Source organism: Streptomyces sp. NPDC031225 (assembly GCF_055570355.1).
Genome location: NZ_JBVIHJ010000025.1, coordinates 61876 through 79390, shown reverse-complemented (window position 1 = coordinate 79390; position 17515 = coordinate 61876). Strand labels below are relative to the sequence as shown.

The window sequence follows — 17515 nt, the reverse complement described above, 5'->3', positions numbered from 1 at the left end:
CCGGGTGTCTCAGATGTTGCGGAAGCGGTTGATGCCGTCGATGTGCTTGGCGCGCATCTCCTCGTCGCGCACACCCAGGCCTTCCTCGGGGGCGAGGCACAGGACGCCGACCTTGCCCTGGTGGAGGTTGCGGTGCACGTCGTAGGCGGCCTGTCCGGTCTCCTCCAGGGAGTAGACCTTGGACAGAGTCGGGTGGATCTTGCCCTTCGCGATGAGCCGGTTGGCCTCCCAGGCCTCGCGGTAGTTGGCGAAGTGCGAGCCGATGATCCGCTTCAGGGACATCCACAGGTAGCGGTTGTCGTACTCGTGGTTGAAGCCCGAGGTGGAGGCGCAGGTGACGATGGTGCCGCCCTTGCGCGTGACGTAGACCGAGGCGCCGAAGGTCTCGCGGCCGGGGTGCTCGAAGACGATGTCCACGTCCTCGCCGCCGGTGAGCTCACGGATGCGCTTGCCGAAGCGCTTCCACTCCCGCGGGTCCTGCTCGTGCTCGTTCTTCCAGAACTTGTAGTCCTCGGCATTGCGGTCGATGATCGCCTCGGCGCCCATCGCCCGGCAGATGTCCGCCTTCTGGGGCGAGGAGACGACACAGATCGGGTTGGCGCCGCCGGCCAGCGCGAACTGGGTGGCGTACGAGCCGAGCCCGCCGCTCGCGCCCCAGATCAGGACGTTGTCGCCCTGCTTCATGCCGGCACCGTTGCGGGAGACCAGCTGCCGGTAGGCGGTGGAGTTCACGAGCCCGGGGGCGGCGGCCTCCTCCCAGCTCAGGTGATCCGGCTTCGGCATCAGCTGGTTGGACTTGACAAGTGCGATCTCTGCCAGGCCGCCGAAGTTGGTCTCGAAGCCCCAGATCCGCTGCTCGGGGTCGAGCATCGTGTCGTTGTGGCCGTCCGAGGACTCCAGCTCCACGCTCAGGCAGTGCGCGACGACCTCGTCACCGGGCCGCCAGGCGTTGACGCCCGGGCCGGTGCGCAGGACGACGCCCGCGAGGTCGGAGCCGATGATGTGGTACGGCAGGTCGTGGCGCTTGGTCAGCTCGGAGAGCTTGCCGTAGCGCTCCAGGAACCCGAACGTCGACAGGGGCTCGAAGATCGACGTCCACACGGAGTTGTAGTTGACGCTCGACGCCATGACGGCGACCAGGGCCTCGCCCGGGCCCAGCTCGGGCAGGGCGACCTCGTCGAGGTGGATCGACTTGCGCGGGTCCTTGTCGCGGGTCTCAAGGCCCGCGAACATCTCCGTCTCGTCCTTGTGCACGGTGATCGCGCGGTACGACTCGGGGAGCGGCAGAGCGGCGAAGTCGGCCGGAGTCGAGTCCGGCGACTGGATCGCGTCCAGGATGTCCTTCACGGTCACGGTGTTGCCTCCGGCGATACGCGTCCTGAGGGAGGGACGCTGAGGGTTACGTCGGTGCCGTCGGTTCGGCGGTGTTCTTGCTCGGCAGCGCTTTGTGGCGCGGGAGGTTGCCTGTGACGCAGGCGTCCGGGCGAGCAGCTCGATGAGTTGCTGGGACAGCCGACGTGCGAAAGGTCGCTGCACGCCGGCCGCCCGGACTCCTTCAAAGTAAGACACCGCGTGCCACCGTGCAAGGCACTGAGTGCCAGAGATTGCTCTCAGATGAAATCTTTACGTAACAAATGAGCGATGATCGATCAAAGCTACCGGTGAGTAGGCATCAATCGGGCGCTATCGGTCACCTGGCGGACGTCGCGGACGTGGCGGCCTGGGCCGCGCGGCACGGAGGTGCGCTTCCTGTTCGCCTGCGCGTCCTACGAGGCGCGCGGCACGGACTCGCGGGCTTCGGCAGGCTCGGCGCACCGCGCGGTGCTCTGCCGAGGGGGCCCGTCGTCGTCGCCGGGGCGGGGCCGACGCCGGGACCTGCCGCCCGGGGCGGGTTCCTTGTCGAGCGCCCATGGTCGCTGGCCCCGGCCGGTTCGTCGCCACGCTCACCGAGCGGCTGCGCCGGGACGGCTGATCACCGGGTCGGTGGCGCCGGAGGCGGGCCCGGAGCGGGCGGCCGGGTTCTCACCGGCAAGGCGCGAGAACCGTCACCGCTCCTTGAGGGCCTGCTCGATGGCCCGCATCACTTCGTCGAGCGGCGCATCCGTGCGGGCAACCGTCACCAGAACCTCGCCCTGAGAGGCCACCGAAGCCGGTGCCGGGCGCGGCGACGCGTCCCGGCCCGCCCCGATCCCCCTCCCGAACGTCTTCTGGACGATCGCGAAGGCGTGGTCCAACTGGCTTTCCACGTCCCCCTGCCCGCCGGCCCGGAGCCACCGCCGCAGCACATGGTTGTGGGCGGTGACCACGGCCGACGCGGCGACCTCCGCCAGCAGCGGATCGTCGTTCGCCTCGTCGTCGTGCGCGTGCTCGTCGAAATGCCCCAGCAGGTACCGCGTGAAGAGCCGCTCGTAGCGGGCCACCGACGCGATCTCGGCCTCCCGCAGTGTCGGCACCTCGCGCGTCAGCTTGTAGCGGGCGACCGAGATCTCCGGACGGCCCGCGTACATCTTCATGACTTCCTTGATGCCGCGGCACACCGTGTCGAGCGGATGCTCGTGCGCGGGGGCCGCGTTGAGCACCGCCTCGGCCCGGATCAGGGTGTCGTCGTGGTCGGGGAAGATCGCCTCTTCCTTGGAGCGGAAGTGGCGGAAGAAGGTGCGACGGGCGACCCCTGCAGCGGCCGCGATCTCGTCGACGGTGGTCGCCTCGTACCCCTTGGTGGAGAACAGCTCCATCGCGGCTGCCGCCAGTTCTCGGCGCATCTTGAGCCGCTGGGCGGCCGCGCGGCTGCCTGCCGCACTTTCCGGCGCGTCGGGCGTGGCTGGTGTACGGGAGGACCTGGCGGGCTGGGGCATGACCCGAACGTACTGCATGTGCGCAGGTTGGTGCGCGTGTCCGGGGGTTCCCCCGCGCGGGACCGGCGGGCATATGCCGGCTCCTGTCAGCGGGGGATGACTGCCCGGGTCGAGCAGTCCGCCCCAGTCCTCACCGTCGGTGAACCAGTCGCCGGGACGCTCAGCGCCGGGCATATTCGCGGAAGCCACGGCCGGTCTTGCGGCCGAGGCAGCCCGCGGCCACCAGGTGCTCCAGGAGCGGCGCCGGTGCCAGGCCCGGGTCGCGGAACTCCCGGTGCAGGACCTTCTCGATCGCGAGCGAGACATCGAGGCCGACCACGTCCAGGAGCTCGAAGGGGCCCATCGGGTAGCCGCCGCCCAGCTTCATCGCCGCGTCGATGTCGTCGAGGGACGCGTAGTGCTCCTGGACCATCTTGATCGCGTTGTTGAGGTACGGGAACAGCAGGGCGTTCACGATGAAGCCCGCCCGGTCCCCGCAGTCCACCGCGTGCTTCTTGATCCGGACGCAGACCTCGCGGACCGTCGCGTGGACGTCGTCGGCCGTCAGGACCGTACGGACGACCTCGACCAGCTTCATCGCGGGCGCCGGGTTGAAGAAGTGCATGCCGATCACGTCCTGCGGGCGCGAGGTGGCGCGGGCGCAGGCGACGACGGGCAGCGAGGAGGTCGTGGTGGCCAGGACGGCGCCCGGCTTGCAGACCTTGTCCAGCGCCTGGAAGAGCTGCTGCTTGACCTCCAGGTCCTCGGCGACGGCCTCGACCGCCAGGTCGACGTCGGCGAAGGCCTCGTAGGAGCCCGCCGCGGTGATGCGGTCCAGGGTCTGAGCGGCCGCCTCGGCGGTCATCCGGCCCTTGTCGACAGAGCGGGAAAGGGACTTGCCGATCCGGGCCTTCGCCGTCTGCGCCTTCTCCTCACTGCGGGCGGCGAGGACGACCTCGTACCCGGCCTTGGCGAACACCTCGGCGATGCCGGACGCCATGGTCCCGGAGCCCGCGACCCCGACGGAGCGGACCTCGCGGCCCGGGACCCGCGCGGCACTCTCCAGGGGCGTCAGCGCGTCCCGCACCACCGTCGCGCTGCCCGGAGCGTCGTAGGTGTAGAAGCCGCGTCCCGACTTACGGCCGGTCAGGCCCGCCTCGCTGAGCTGCTTGAGGATCGGGGCGGGGGCGTGCAGCCGGTCGTGGGACTCGGCGTACATGGCGTCGAGGACCGTGCGGGCGGTGTCGACGCCGATCAGGTCCAGCAGGGCGAGGGGGCCCATGGGCAGGCCGCAGCCGAGCCGCATCGCGGCGTCGATGTCCTCGCGGGAGGCGTACTTCGCCTCGTACATGGCGGCTGCCTGGTTGAGGTAGCCGAACAGCAGCCCGTCGGCGACGAAACCGGGCCGGTCGCCGACCGCGACGGGCTCCTTGCCGAGGTCGAGGGCGAGGTTGGTGACCGCGGTGACGGCCGTCGGCGCGGTGAGCACCGAGGAGACGACCTCGACGAGCTTCATCGCGGGCGCCGGGTTGAAGAAGTGCAGGCCGAGCACGCGCTCGGGGCGGGCCGAGTCGGCGGCCAGCCGGGTCACGGACAGGGCGTTGGTGCCGGTCGCGAGGATCGTCTCGGGGCGCACGATCCCGTCGAGCTCACGGAAGATCTGGTGCTTGATCTCGTACGACTCCGGGACCACCTCGATGACGAGGTCGGCGTCGGCCGCGGCCCGCAGGTCGGTGGAGGTGCGGAAGCGGGCGAGGACGTCGGCGCGCTCCTGCTCGGTGAGCCGGCCGCGCTCCACGGCACGGGCGGTCGCGGTCTCCAGGGCCTCGACGGCCCTGGCGGTCTGCGCCTCACCGACGTCGATGCCGACGACCTCGCGGCCGGCCTTGGCGAGGACCTCGGCGATGCCGGTGCCCATGGTGCCGAGGCCGACGACGGCGATCGTCTGGAGCGGGGACGAAGAGGGGTCGGACAGGGGAGTGGCCATCGCGGAACTCCAGGAATGAGGGTGACGACTGGGAACGCGACCCGGTACGCCGACAGGCGCACCGGGTGCGTGAGGAACTGCGGAATGCGGGTGGTGCCGGGCTGCTGGCGCACACGCCCGGGCCGTCGTCGCGGGCGTGCACACGCCCGGAGAACGGTGGAAGCCGACCGGCCCTGTCCCAAGCCGGGTCGCACTGAGTACTGCGGTACCTGAGGCACCGAACCGACAGCTCTCGCGGCGGCTGCGTCACCAGGCCACCGCAAGGAGTTCCACGAGTGGGTAACTCGCTCGTCTGAGCTTAACCGGTGGGTAACGAGCGCGCCAGCCCCCGGATTTGTGATGTACGTCCCGCGCCCCCGGCGAGCCCCCTAACCTCGGGTTCATGGACGAAGAGTTGCGATCGCTCACGGAGCGCTTACGGCAGGAGTCGGGAGCATCGGCCGCCTACGAGCGACTTGTGGACACCGAGGACCGCGATGAGCTGGCCGGAGTGCTCACCGAGCCCGGACAACCTTTGTGGGCCCGGGAGTTGGCCGCGTTCCGGCTCGGGCTCGCGGGGGACCGCCGGGCCTTCGAGGCACTCGTCCTGCTGCTGAACCACCGCGACCCGCCGCGCTGTGCCACCGCCGCCTACGCCCTCGCCCGGCTGGGAGACCCGCGCACGGCCCGCGCTGCCGCCACCCTGGCCACCAACGAACTCCGGGTCGCCTACGCCCTGCATCCGGTCCGGCTGCTGGCCGAACTGCGCGCCCCCGAGTCGGTGCCCGCCCTGATCACCACGCTGGAACGCCGGCTGCGCCCGCACGACCCGTACCGCCGCGTGGCACTCGCCTGCGTGGAGGGCCTCGGCGCCCTGGCCGACGCCCGGGCCCGGCCCGTACTGAACGAGGCACTCGCGCATCCCTCGCTCGCGGAGGAGGCGGTGCGGGCGCTGGCGAGGATCCCGCGGCCGCGGCGCGAGGTCAGGGAGTGAGCGCCTTGGTGTACCGCACCTCCGGCACCGGAACGCCGTCCACCTCGAAGGGCTCCTCGGCGCCGTCTGCCGCGAAGCCCTGGCGTTCGTAGAAGCGCCGGGCGCGCGTGTTGCCCTTGAGGACCCACAGGAGCATGCGGGGGTGCCCGGCGGCCGAGGTGCGGCGTACGGACTCCTGGAGCAGGGCGCGTCCGATGCCGGTCCCGAACCGCTGTGCGTCGACGTAGATCGCGTACAACTCGGCGTCCTCGGTGCGCAGTTCACCGTCCCGGTAGGGGCCGTGGCAGGCCCAGCCGAGAATCTCGCCGTCCCGTTCGGCGACCAGATCCACCACGCGGCCGCCGCCCTGTCCGAAACGGGCGCGGCGGCGCTCGGCGTCCGCCGGCACGCTCAGCGCGTCGAGGAACGGCTGGGGCATGAGGCCGCGGTACCCGCTCTGCCAGCCCCCGATCCGGATCTCCGAGACACGGTCGCAGTCGTCGAGGGTCATCTCGCGGATGAGGAGAGGGGCGTCCATGTCGGAACCCTAGGCAGCGTCCGCCCCAGGAGGCCTCCGAATTACCCGCCGATCACCGCGAACGCCTCGATCTCCATCAGGAACTCCGGCCGCACCAGCCCGGCGACCTGCACGGCGGAGGCCGCGGGCAAGCGGTCGTCGGGTATGTGCTCGGCGCGGGCCGCCCGGATCGCCGGCATGTGGGCCATGTCCGTGACGAAGAAGGTGAGTTTGACGACGTCGCCGAAGTCCGCTCCGGCGGCGGTCAGGCAGCGGCGGAGGTTCTCGAAGACCTGGCGGGCCTGGGCGGCGGCGTCGCCCTCGCCGACGAGCCTGCCGTCCTCGTCGAGGGCGACCTGGCCCGACACTGCGACGAAACGCCCGCGGCCCAGCACCACGTGGGAGTACTGGGCCGCGGGGGCGACCCCGGCGGGGGCGGGAATCCTGGTCAGCTCACTCATGCGTCCATGGTGGACCACGGCACTGACAACGCCCGTCCCCGACGGAGCCTCAGGCGCTCAGCTGCGGAAGCCGAGCAGCCCGTGCAGGGCCGAGCCGCGCGAGGACGTGGACGCGGCCTTGGAACTCAGCGGCTTGGGATCGGGCATCGCCTTGCACACCGCGTCGGCCTCGCCGTGGCCGCGGGGCACAGTGCCGTCGGTCAGATACGCGGCCAGGTACTTGTCCAGGCACGTGTTCCCGCTCAGCGTGATGCCGTGGTTCCCGCCGCCCTGCTCGACGACCAGGCTGGAGCCGGCCAGCAGGCGGTGGACCGTCGCGCCGCCCTGGTACGGGGTGGCCGCGTCGTTCGTCGCCTGGAAGAGCAGCGCCGGCGGCAGCTTGCCGTTGGCGATGTTCACCGGGTCGAGCGTGTCCGTGGGCCAGAACGCGCACGGCGCGTTGTACCAGGCGTTGCTCCAGGTCATGAACGGGGCCTCCTTGTACACGGCCCAGTTGTCCTTGTGCCACTGGTTCCAGTCGCGCGGCCAGGCGGCGTCACGGCACTGCACGGACGTGTAGACGCTGTAGCCGTTGTCCCCGGACGCGTCGACGGCGCCGAAGTTCTCGTACGCCTCGACGAGCGGGTCGGCGTTCTTGCCGTTCACGTACGCCGAGAACGCCTCGGCGAGATAGGGCCAGTAGCCGTTGTAGTAGCCGCCGGGGATGTAGGTGTCCTCCAGCTCCGAGGGGCCGACCTTGCCGCCCGCGGGCTTCTTGGCCAGGGCCGCCCGCATCGCGTACCACTTGGCCTCGATTTTCTCCGGATCGGTGCCGAGCTTGTACGTCGCGTCGTACTTGGCGATCCAGGCCATGAGCGCGCGGTGCCGGTCGTTGAAGGCGTAGTCCTGGGCGAGGTTGTCGTCGTACCAGACGCCGGTCGGGTCGACGATCGAGTCCAGGACCAGGCGGCGCACCTGGTGCGGGAAGAGCTTGGCGTAGACCGCGCCCAGATAGGTGCCGTACGAGTAGCCGAAGTAGTTGATCTTCTCGGCGCCGAGCGCCCGGCGGATCGAGTCCATGTCCCGCACGGCGCTGATGGTGTCGATGTACGGCAGCACGCTCGCGTACTTGCGGCCGCAGGCGGCGGCGAAGGACTGGGCGCGCTTGAGGTTGGCCTTCTCGATTGCGGGGGTGCTCGGCACGGAGTCCGGGCGCACCGGGTTGAAGTGGCCCGGCTTGCAGTCGAGGGCGGGCTTGCTCCTGCCCACACCGCGAGGGTCGAAGCCGATGACGTCGTACCGGGCCGCGACGGCCTTGGGCAGGCCGGAGGCGATGAACCCGGCGAAGGTCAGACCGCTGCCGCCGGGGCCGCCGGGGTTGACCAGCAGCGGGCCCTGGTACTTCTTCGCGGTGTGCGGGACGCGGGACAGCGCGAGGGTGATCTGTTTCCCGCGCGGGCTCGCGTGGTCGAGCGGCACTTCGAGGGACGCGCACTGAAGGGTCGGGTAGTTGGTGGTGCCGCACTTCTTCCAGGCGAGTCGCGCGGCTGAGGCGGAGTGGGCGGCCTGTGTGGTGCCGGCGTCGGCGGGGACGGCGGTGAGGGCTCCGGCCATGACGACCGCGGCACCGCACAGGACGGCTGCGCGTTTTCTCATGAAGTCCTCCCAGGACGGAGGGATTCGGGCCGCGAGGGTCACGGCCCACGCGGCATCGTCCCGGAAAGCACGTCCGGAAGAACCTGTTCTGACAATACTTGACCCGATTGGGCCGTCCGATGCGCTCGAACGCTCTCAGATCAACGTGAGTTGGGTCGGTTCGGACATCGGCTCGGCCTCCGGCTCCCGGATCCGCCGCGGCATCCCCGCGCCCGCGGGTCCGATGCCGTACTCCTGGGCCAGTTCGTGGACCTGACGGGTGATCCGGCGCTGGTACCACTTCGGGGCGTAGGTGCCCTCCGCGTACAGCCGCTCGTAGCGGCGCACCAGATGCGGGTGCGCCCGGTCCAGCCAGGCCATGAACCACTCCCGGGCGCCCGGCCGCAGATGCAGCACCAGCGGGGTCACGGAGGTGGCCCCCGCGGCGGCGATCGCGCGCACGGTGGCCCGCAGCTGTGCCGGGTTGTCGCTCAGGAACGGGATCACCGGCGCCATCAGGACCCCGCATCCGATGCCGTGCTCGGCCAGCGTCCGCACCGCTTCCAGACGCCGCTCCGGAGCGGGTGTGCCCGGCTCGACGGTGCGCCACAGCTCGGGGTCGGTGAAGCCGACCGAGACGGAGATGCCGACGTCCGTCACCTCGGCTGCCTGCTTCAGCAGGTCCAGGTCGCGCAGGATCAGCGTGCCCTTCGTCAGGATCGAGAAGGGGTTCGCGTGGTCGCGCAGGGCGGCGAGGATGCCCGGCATCAGCCGGTAGCGGCCCTCCGCGCGCTGGTAGCAGTCGACGTTGGTGCCCATCGCTATGTGCTCACCGGTCCAGCGGCGCGAACCCAGCTGGCGGCGCAGCAGCTCCGGCGCGTTCACCTTGACCACGATCTGCGAGTCGAAGTCGATCCCCGTGTCCAGGTCAAGGTAGCTGTGCGTCTTGCGGGCGAAGCAGTACACGCACGCGTGCGTGCAGCCCCGGTAGGGGTTCACGGTCCACTCGAAGGGCATGCGGGAGGCGCCCGGCACCCGGTTGATGATCGAACGGGCCCGGATCTCGTGGAACGTGATCCCGGCGAACTCGGGTGTGTCGAAGGTACGGCTGACCACCGCGTCGGCGCCGAACAGGGCGGCGTCGGCCCGTCCGTGTTCGGCGGAGCCGGTGAGGTTCTCCCAGCGCATGAGGCCTCCTCGGTAGCACTGCCCTTCGAGTGAAACACTTGTTCGAATTCTTGTGCAACCCCGATTTGGGGGCCTGCGGGCGGGGGTGGTTGGCTTGCCCCCAGCCGGAGAACCCGAGAACCCGAAGTCCTGGAGGAAGTCGATGGCGCAGGTCGAGGCCACTACGGAGCGGATCGTCGCGGCGGACGCGGAGAAGGTGTTCGACGCCGTCGCCGACTACAACGGCACGCGCGCGAAGGTGATGCCCGAGCAGTTCAGCGAGTACGAGGTGCGCGAGGGCGGCGACGGCGAGGGCACCCTCGTCCACTGGAAGCTCCAGGCCACCAGCAAGCGCGTGCGCGACTGCCTCCTGGAGGTCACCGAGCCCACCGACGGCGAGCTCGTCGAGAAGGACCGCAACTCCTCCATGGTCACCACCTGGCGGGTCACCCCGGCCGGCGAGGGCAAGTCCCGGGTCGTCGTGACCACCACCTGGGACGGTGCCGGCGGCATCGGCGGCTTCTTCGAGCGGACCTTCGCACCCAAGGGTCTCGGCCGGATCTACGACACCCTCCTCGACCGGCTCGCCACCGAGGTCGAGAAGTAAGTCCCCGCCGCCCGGCGGACGTTGCTCCCGGTCACCGGATCGAGTGGATCTCCGTACGACCCACCGGTGTGCCGTAACTCGTCGCGCTTGCTCGTAGTTGTCGCCTTATGCGGGAAATGCGTGGCAGGTGCGACGAGGGGAGCGGGACGTGGGCGTGACGGCTCCGGTGTACGAGGAACGGGCCGAAGCGCCCCCGGAGGCCCCCGCCCCCACCGTCGAACTCGGCCCACGCCGGGTGCGGTTGATCTTCTTCGGGCTGATGCTCGCGCTGCTTCTCGCCGCGCTGGAGCAGATGATCGTCGCCACCGCACTCCCCAGGATCGTCGGTGAACTGCACGGCCTGGACAGGATGTCCTGGGCGATCACCGCCTACCTCCTCACCGCCACGATCGGACTGCCGGTCTACGGCAAACTCGGCGACCTGCTCGGCCGCAAGGGCGTCTTCCAGTTCGCGATCGTCGTCTTCGTCATCGGCTCCGCGCTGGCCGGACGGGCCCGGACCATGGACCAGCTGATCGCCTTCCGCGCGGTCCAGGGCGTCGGCGCGGGCGGCCTCATGATCGGCGTGCAGGCGATCATCGCCGACATCGTGCCGCCCCGGCAGCGCGGTCGCTACATGGGCCTGATCGGCGCCGCCTTCGGACTCGCCTCCGTCGCCGGCCCGTTGCTGGGCGGCTACTTCACGGACCACCTCTCCTGGCGCTGGTGCTTCTACGTCAACGTGCCCTTCGGCCTGCTGACCCTGGCGGTCGTCACCGCCGTACTGAAACTCCCCAGGCCCACGGCCAAGCCCCGGTTCGACGTCCTCGGCGCGCTGCTGCTCGCCGCGGCCTCCACCTGCCTGGTCCTGCTGACCAGCTGGGGCGGCACCGAGTACGCCTGGGACTCCCGGGTCGTCCTCGGCCTGGGCGCCGGGGCGGCCGTATCCGCCGCACTCTTCCTGGTCGCCGAGCACTTCGCCGCCGAACCCCTCATCCCGCTCCGGCTGTTCAGGGACTCCGTCTTCGACGTCACCGCCCTGGTGGGCCTGGTGATCGGGGTCGCGCTCTTCGGGGCGGCCGGCTATCTGCCGACCTTCCTCCAGATGGTCGACGGCGCGAGCGCCACCGAGTCCGGGCTGCTGATGCTGCCCATGATGGCCGGGATCGTCGGCGCCTCCGTCGTCGCCGGACAGCTCATCAGCCACACCGGCCGCTACAAGATCTGGCCGGTCCTCGGCAGCGCCCTCGCCGTCGTCGGCATGTGGCTGCTGTCCCACCTCGACGCCGACACGCCCCGCCTGCACTACAGCGTCTGGATGGCCGTCCTCGGCGCCGGGATCGGCATGGTGATGCCGGTCCTCGTCCTCGCCGTGCAGAACTCCGTGCACCCCGCCGACCTCGGCACCGCCACCAGTGCCAACACCTACTTCCGGCAGATCGGCGGCAGCGTGGGAGCGGCGGTCTTCGGCACCCTGTTCGCCGACCGGCTCGCCCACGCGCTCACCGACCGACTGCCCGCCGCCGCCGGACTGCCCGACCCCGAGGCCATCACCCCGCAGCTCGTCCGCACCCTGCCCCCGGCGCTGCGCGACGGCTACGTCCGGGCCTACGCCGACGCCATGCCGGGGATCTTCCTCTACCTCGTCCCGGTGCTCGTCCTCGGCCTGTTCATCGCCTTCTTCCTCAAGGAGAAACCGCTGGTGGCCCACAACGCGCCCGAGACGGAGACCGCGCCGGTGAACACCCCGATCCCGCAGGCCCGGTCGTCGTACGCGGCCACGACGCCCGTCCGCGGCACCGTGCGGCACTTCGACGGGACCGTCGTACCCCGGGCCGCGCTCACCCTCATCGACGTGGCCGGAGTGCAGATCGGCCGCAGTGCCAGCGGCGAGGACGGGCGGTACACGCTGCCGGCGCCCGGCTCCGGGTCGTACGTGCTGATCGCGGCCGCCGGCGGACACCAGCCGCAGGCCGTGTCGGTGACGATCGGCGAGCACCCCGTCGAACTGGACGTCGTCCTCGGCGGCGCCGGACGGCTCGCGGGCAGGGTGCGGACCGCCGACGGCACCCCCGTGCCGGGCGCCACCGTCACCCTCACCGACGCGCACGGCGACGTCCTGGCCACCACCCGCAGCGGACCCGAGGGCGCCTTCGCCATCACCGAACTGGTCGCCGGGGAGTACACCCTCGCCGCGAGCGCGGCCGCCTTCCGCCCCACCGCGCTCCCCGTGACCGTCCGGGCCTCCCGGGAGACCCGCCAGGACGTCGAACTCACCGGCGGCGCGGTGCTGCGCGGCACCGTGCGGGCCGGCGGCGACCGTCCCGTCGAGGACGCGCGCGTGACGCTCCTGGACCCGGCCGGCAACGTCGTGCACACCCTCACCACCGGCCTCGACGGCACCTTCCGCTTCGCCGACCTGTCCTCGGGCGAGTACACCGTCATCGCCGCCGGCTACCCGCCCGTCGCCACCGTGCTCCAGCTGGCCGGAGGCGGCCGCACGGAGCGGGATCTGCGGCTCGGGCACGAGGACTGAAAGTCCGTCAGACGCCGCTCCACGCCCCTGACCGGGGCGTCCGCACGGCAGGCTGGAGCGGGGGCGCGCGCCGGTGCGAGCCGGTCCGGGCCAATTCACGCATTGCGGCACACCGTGACCGACCGGCGCCGTACGGTGGAACAGGCGGCACAGATCTTGCGGAGAGAGGGCCTGGGCCATGGACCATGGCACCGAGAGGGGCACGCCTCCCAGCCGCGGAGCTGGGAACGGCGCGGCGGACGGATCCGCCGCGTCCGGCCGTGTCCCACTGGCGGTGGTCGTGGTGGACCGCGACGGCCTGGTGTCCCACTGGAGCCGCGGCGCCCGCCGGCTGTTCGGCGTCGACCGGGACGAGGCCATCGGCCGCACGGCCGTCGACCTGCTGCCCGTCTCCGGAGCGCTGCCCGACGCCGAGGACACCGCGTCCTACGACGGGCACGCGGCCTACGACGGGCTCGGACCCGACCTGGAGTCGTCCCTCGACGGCGGACTCTCCTACCCGGCCGCGGGACGCGCCCGCCTGACCGTCCCCGGGGACGACCGCGTCGACGTCCTGTGGTGGGCCTACCCGCTGGTGGGCCCCGGCCGGGAGCGCCTGCTGGTCCTCGCCGCCGACGCGGCCGGGCTCCACCGGGACCCCGACCTGGACGAGGGCGCCACGGGCTTCGAGCGCATCGGGCCCGCCTTCGCCCTGCACACCGACTTCCCGGGCGCCGACGAACTCGCCCGCCGGCTCCCCGAGATCCTGCCCAGCATGAGCGTCGGCGAAAGCGCCCGCATCGTCGCGCAGATCCTCGAACTGGGCTATCCCGTCCTGGAGTTCAGCCAGAACGACCGGGTGCCCGTCACCCCCGACTGGGGCGTTCCCCGCCGTGCCGAGCGCAAGGCCCGCCGTGAGCGGGCGGCCAGGGCGGTCGCCCAGGGAGCGCCCGTACCGAAGGACGACCTGGACGAGGGCGAGGACCTCGAGTACGTCGCCGTGCGCGAGCGACTGGAGTTCCTCAACGAGGTCAGCGGAAAGATCGGCACCTCCCTCGACCTGTCCCGGACCATCGTCGAGGTCAGCAGGGCCGTCGTGCCCCGCTTCACCGACGTCGCAGGCACCTATCTGCGCGAACAGGTCGTCGCCGGCGAGGGGTTCCCCGACGGCGTGCCGGACACCACCACCATGTGGCACCGGGTCGCCCTAGAACACACCGACGAACCCGGCCGCTGGGACGACGTCGTGCCGGTCGGGGAGGCCATGCCGTTCCCCGCGCACACGCCGTTCTTCCAGTGCATGACGACCGGCGAACCCGTCCTCGTGCCGCGCATCAGCGAGCAGATGGGGCACGCGATCGCCTCGCAGTTCGAGAAGCGCGACATCCGGCCGTTGATCACCGGCCGCTCCATGCTGGTCGTACCGCTCAAGGCCCGTAACGTCGTCCTCGGCTTCATGATCCTGCTGCGCCACCCCGAGCGCGTCGAGTTCAACGACATGGACCGGGTCACCGGCGCCGAACTCGCCGCCCGAGCAGGCCTCGTGCTCGACAACGCGCGCATGTACACCTTCCAGGAGTCCGTCGCCGAGACCCTCCAGGACAGCATGCTGCCGCACATCCCGCCGCGCGTGGCGGGCTGCGACATCGCCACCCGCTATCTGCCGGGCACGCTCCTGGGACGCGTCGGCGGCGACTGGTTCGACGCGGTCAAACTGCCCGGTGCGCGGACCGCCCTGGTGGTCGGCGACGTCATGGGGCACGGGCTCAACTCGGCCGCCATGATGGGGCAGTTGCGTACGGCCGTGCAGACCATGGCCGCGCTTGACCTGCCGCCCGCGCAGCTGCTGCGCAACCTCGACGACCTCGCCCAGCGTCTCGGCGACACCTACCTCGCGACCTGTCTCTACGCCGTCTACGACCCGATCGCGAGCGAACTCCACCTCGCCAACGCGGGCCACATCCCGCCGGTGATCGTGCGGGCCCGTGACGGGCGCAGCGAGCTGCTCGACCTGCCCACCGGTGCGCCCATCGGCGTCGGTGGGGTGCCCTTCGAGGCGGTACGCGTACGAGTGGAGCCCGGTGACCGGCTCTTGATGTGCACCGACGGGCTGGTGGAGGTGCGGGGCGAGGACATCGGGGTGGGGCTCGCGACCCTCACCGAGTCGGCCGCGCACCCGGCCGTGTCGATGGACGACGCCTGCGACGCGATCATCCGTGCGCTCAACCCCGAGGGCGGCCGCAAGGACGACGTGGCCCTTCTGATGGCCCGGCTCAACGGCATCGAGCCGGACGACGTGGCCGAGTGGCGGATCTCGCTCGATCCGGCCGAGGTGGGACGTGCCCGCGCGGTGGTGCGGGAGCAGCTGCACGACTGGGGGCTGGCGAAACCGGCCGGGACCGCGGAACTCCTGGTGAGCGAGCTGGTGACCAACGCGGTGCGGCACTCGCACAGTCGGCCCGTGGAACTGCGGCTGGTGCGGGGCGACACCTTGCTGTGCGAGGTGGACGACGACGACCACGACCTGCCCACCCTGCTCAGCGCGGGCCCCGGCGACGAGCAGGGGCGGGGGCTGCGTGTGGTGAGCACCCTGGCACGTGAGTGGGGTGCGAGCCGTACGAAGGCCGGGAAGACCGTCTGGTTCGAACTGACCCTGCCCCGCCGCTGATCGGCGCCCCCGCCGGGGTGCGTGTTTCTCGAACTGGGCGTGAAGGATTGCGCCACGCGCTTGTCCGTGTGACCCCGGCGCGATACACCGTACTGGCCTGTCACTTTGGCGGGTTGTGTTCGTATCCTGGGGAGTTGGGCATGAGCGTGACAAGTCGTTACCGGGAGTCCTGGGAGGGGTTCTGGCGGGATGCTCCGGGGCGGCAGGGGGCCGTGTTCTGGGATGCGGAGCCGGTGTTGACCTCTGGTGTCCACCTCGCCCACTTCGAGCCCCTGCTGGTCGATCCCGGGCTGCCGCTGGTGGACCTGGGCTGCGGGAACGGCACCCAGGCCCGTTTCCTCGCCGCCCACTTCACCCAGGTGATCGGGGTAGACCTGTCCGCCGCGGCCCTCGACCACGCGCGTGACGCCGACCCCGACGCGCAGGTGACGTACCGCCTGCTGGACGCCTCGGACAAGGGCGAGCCGGAGAACCTGCACGCCGAACTCGGCGACGCCAACGTCTATATGCGGGGCGTACTGCACCAGGCCGCGCCCGAGGACCGGCAGCAGATGGTCGACGGGGTCGCCACCCTCGTCGGAGAGCGCGGCCGGGCCTTCCTCGTCGAGCTCTCCGAGGCCGCCAAGCCCATCCTGATGGGCCTCGCGCAGAGCCCGGACGGGCCGCCCGCGAAGCTGGCACCCGTCTTCCAGCACGGCATCGCCCCCGGTGAGGTGGCCGACGACGCGGTGCCGGTGTACCTCGGAGCGGCCGGGCTCACCGTCGTGGCGAGCGGTGAACTGCCGCTCGTCACCACCGAGTACCGGGCCGACGGCACTCGGATCGAACTGCCGTCGAAGTGGTGGGTGGTGGGCCGCTCCGCCTGACGCCCGGGCGGGGCCGGGGGAGCACCTGTGACGGCCACCCCCTGCTCCGCCGCGGCCACCTGACCCACCAGCTTCGGCCCGCGCGCCCTATCGGCTATCGGCGCACCTGTGCGGGCACCCCGCCGGTGGCGGACGACGTCCTTCGGAACGCCCACTCCATCCTCGGCTCCATCACACACCGGAAGACCCGCCGGACGGGCGCGGTGCACAGGGCGGTCACGACGACGCCGGCGACGACAGTGACGGCGATCGCGCCGAGCGGGGTGCGCGCCCACGCGTGACCCGCCCAGTCCCAGTGCTTGCCGGCCTGGACGACGAAACCGTGCAGCAGATAGCCGTAGAGCGTGCCCGCGCCCAGCGTCGTGAACCACATCCGGCGCCCCGGCACCCAGGAGAGGAAGCAGCCGACCAGCACCAGCGAGCAGCCGAAGAGGGCCAGTGTCATGAGCGGCCCGTACCAGTCCGGCACGCCGAAGTGCTCGGCGGCGTCGCGGTGGAAGAACCACGCGTAGTCCATGCGCGGCACCGCCCAGTACGAGAACACCAGCGCCGCCGCGAACACCGGCACCGCCGCCAGCCGCACCCGCCACTGCCGCACCAGCGAGAAGTGCTCGGGGCGCAGACACAGACCGAGCACGAAGTACGGCAGGAACTGCAGGGTGCGCTGGAGGTCGAGGTCATGGCCGATGGACGGGCTGAGGGTGGCGAGCGCGGCGATCGCGAGGGCGATCGGCAGCGGCCACCGCACGCTCCGCCAGATCGGCGTGGTCAGCCGCCAGATGAACAGCGCGGCCAGGAACCACGTCAGATACAGCGGGTCCAGCAGGCTGACCGCCCGATCCGGGACACCGTCGGACCACCGGGTGAAAAAGGTGTACGCCGTCTCGAAGACGACGTAAGGGACGACGACCCCGGTGATCAGACGCTTGATCTTCGCCGGGCTCGCGTCGAAGGAGCGCGAGAAGTAGCCCGAGACGATGATGAACGCCGGCATGTGGAAGGCGTAGACGACCGTGTACAGCGCGGTGACCGCACGGCTGTCGGAGCGCAGGGGTTCCCAGGCGTGCCCCATCGCGACCAGCACGATCGCGAGGTACTTGGCGTTGTCGAAGAACGCGTCGCGTTGCTTCGGACGTCCGGGCGGGGGCCCCGGCGTGGTGGCCGCGGTCGTCCGTTGTGCCGCCTCTGCGGGCCGTGCGGTGTCGCTCACGCTTCTCCCTGTCCGTCTCCTGTGGAACCCGCGAGGGAGGATACGCGTCTTCCATGAGTTGGCTGTGAGGCGGGGGTGGGCGGCATTCTGCTCGCCTCACCATGTGCGGGCGACGTAAACCTCTCCGACGCGTAACGT

Annotated in this window: 13 protein-coding genes; 5 read left to right on the top strand and 8 right to left on the bottom strand. The window is 71.1% G+C overall.

Translation table 11 applies throughout. From position 1 onward, the window contains the following. Window positions 1-9: 9 nt before the first annotated feature. The 3 genes from ccrA to ACZ48Z_RS34570 all read right to left on the bottom strand — a co-directional run bounded on the left by ccrA (window position 10) and on the right by ACZ48Z_RS34570 (window position 4821). Entirely contained in the window at window positions 10-1347 is a 1338-nt protein-coding gene (gene ccrA, locus ACZ48Z_RS34580) for a crotonyl-CoA carboxylase/reductase (RefSeq protein WP_468739925.1), read from the bottom strand. A gap of 698 nt (window positions 1348-2045) precedes the next feature. Continuing rightward, the gene (locus ACZ48Z_RS34575) at window positions 2046-2873 is read right to left on the bottom strand and encodes a TetR family transcriptional regulator (protein ID WP_468739857.1); all 828 of its coding nucleotides are present in this window, start codon (window positions 2871-2873) and stop codon (window positions 2046-2048) included. Window positions 2874-3015: 142 nt separating this feature from the next. Continuing rightward, the gene (locus tag ACZ48Z_RS34570) at window positions 3016-4821 is read right to left on the bottom strand and encodes a 3-hydroxyacyl-CoA dehydrogenase family protein (protein ID WP_468739856.1); all 1806 of its coding nucleotides are present in this window, start codon (window positions 4819-4821) and stop codon (window positions 3016-3018) included. A 382-nt stretch (window positions 4822-5203) separates the two neighbouring features. Here ACZ48Z_RS34570 and ACZ48Z_RS34565 point away from each other — a divergent pair, with 382 nt between their 5' ends. Next, window positions 5204-5794: an adenylosuccinate lyase gene (locus ACZ48Z_RS34565; RefSeq protein ID WP_468739855.1), complete on the top strand. Its 591-nt coding sequence runs from the start codon at window positions 5204-5206 to the stop codon at window positions 5792-5794. Here ACZ48Z_RS34565 and ACZ48Z_RS34560 read toward each other — a convergent pair. The 4 genes from ACZ48Z_RS34560 to ACZ48Z_RS34545 form a co-directional block, all read right to left on the bottom strand. Further along, window positions 5784-6311 carry a GNAT family N-acetyltransferase gene (locus tag ACZ48Z_RS34560; RefSeq protein WP_468739854.1) on the bottom strand — a complete coding sequence of 176 codons (528 nt, stop codon included), beginning with the start codon at window positions 6309-6311 and terminating at the stop codon, window positions 5784-5786. The genes ACZ48Z_RS34565 and ACZ48Z_RS34560 overlap by 11 nt on opposite strands. A gap of 41 nt (window positions 6312-6352) precedes the next feature. After that, on the bottom strand, window positions 6353-6751 hold the full coding sequence (locus ACZ48Z_RS34555; RefSeq protein WP_468739853.1) for a RidA family protein: 399 nt from the start codon (window positions 6749-6751) through the stop codon (window positions 6353-6355). Between the two features lie 57 nt (window positions 6752-6808). Beyond that, window positions 6809-8386 carry an alpha/beta hydrolase gene (locus ACZ48Z_RS34550; RefSeq protein WP_468739852.1) on the bottom strand — a complete coding sequence of 526 codons (1578 nt, stop codon included), beginning with the start codon at window positions 8384-8386 and terminating at the stop codon, window positions 6809-6811. 135 nt (window positions 8387-8521) lie between these two features. After that, window positions 8522-9553: an Rv2578c family radical SAM protein gene (locus tag ACZ48Z_RS34545; RefSeq protein WP_468739851.1), complete on the bottom strand. Its 1032-nt coding sequence runs from the start codon at window positions 9551-9553 to the stop codon at window positions 8522-8524. A gap of 142 nt (window positions 9554-9695) precedes the next feature. Between ACZ48Z_RS34545 and ACZ48Z_RS34540 the strand changes: the two genes are divergently transcribed. From ACZ48Z_RS34540 to ACZ48Z_RS34525, 4 genes are all read left to right on the top strand, one after another. Next, the gene (locus ACZ48Z_RS34540) at window positions 9696-10139 is read left to right on the top strand and encodes an SRPBCC family protein (protein ID WP_468739850.1); all 444 of its coding nucleotides are present in this window, start codon (window positions 9696-9698) and stop codon (window positions 10137-10139) included. Between the two features lie 148 nt (window positions 10140-10287). Continuing rightward, window positions 10288-12654 (top strand): MFS transporter, encoded by a 2367-nt coding sequence (locus ACZ48Z_RS34535; RefSeq protein WP_468739849.1) that lies wholly within the window; start codon window positions 10288-10290, stop codon window positions 12652-12654. A gap of 178 nt (window positions 12655-12832) precedes the next feature. Then, window positions 12833-15301 carry an ATP-binding SpoIIE family protein phosphatase gene (locus ACZ48Z_RS34530; protein WP_468739848.1) on the top strand — a complete coding sequence of 823 codons (2469 nt, stop codon included), beginning with the start codon at window positions 12833-12835 and terminating at the stop codon, window positions 15299-15301. A gap of 140 nt (window positions 15302-15441) precedes the next feature. Further along, entirely contained in the window at window positions 15442-16167 is a 726-nt protein-coding gene (locus ACZ48Z_RS34525; protein ID WP_468739847.1) for a class I SAM-dependent methyltransferase, read from the top strand. Window positions 16168-16261: 94 nt separating this feature from the next. On the opposite strand, the gene ACZ48Z_RS34520 is transcribed toward ACZ48Z_RS34525, so the two are convergent. Continuing rightward, window positions 16262-17377, bottom strand: a complete 1116-nt coding sequence (locus tag ACZ48Z_RS34520; protein WP_468739846.1) for an acyltransferase family protein — start codon at window positions 17375-17377, stop codon at window positions 16262-16264. Window positions 17378-17515 lie beyond the last annotated feature (138 nt).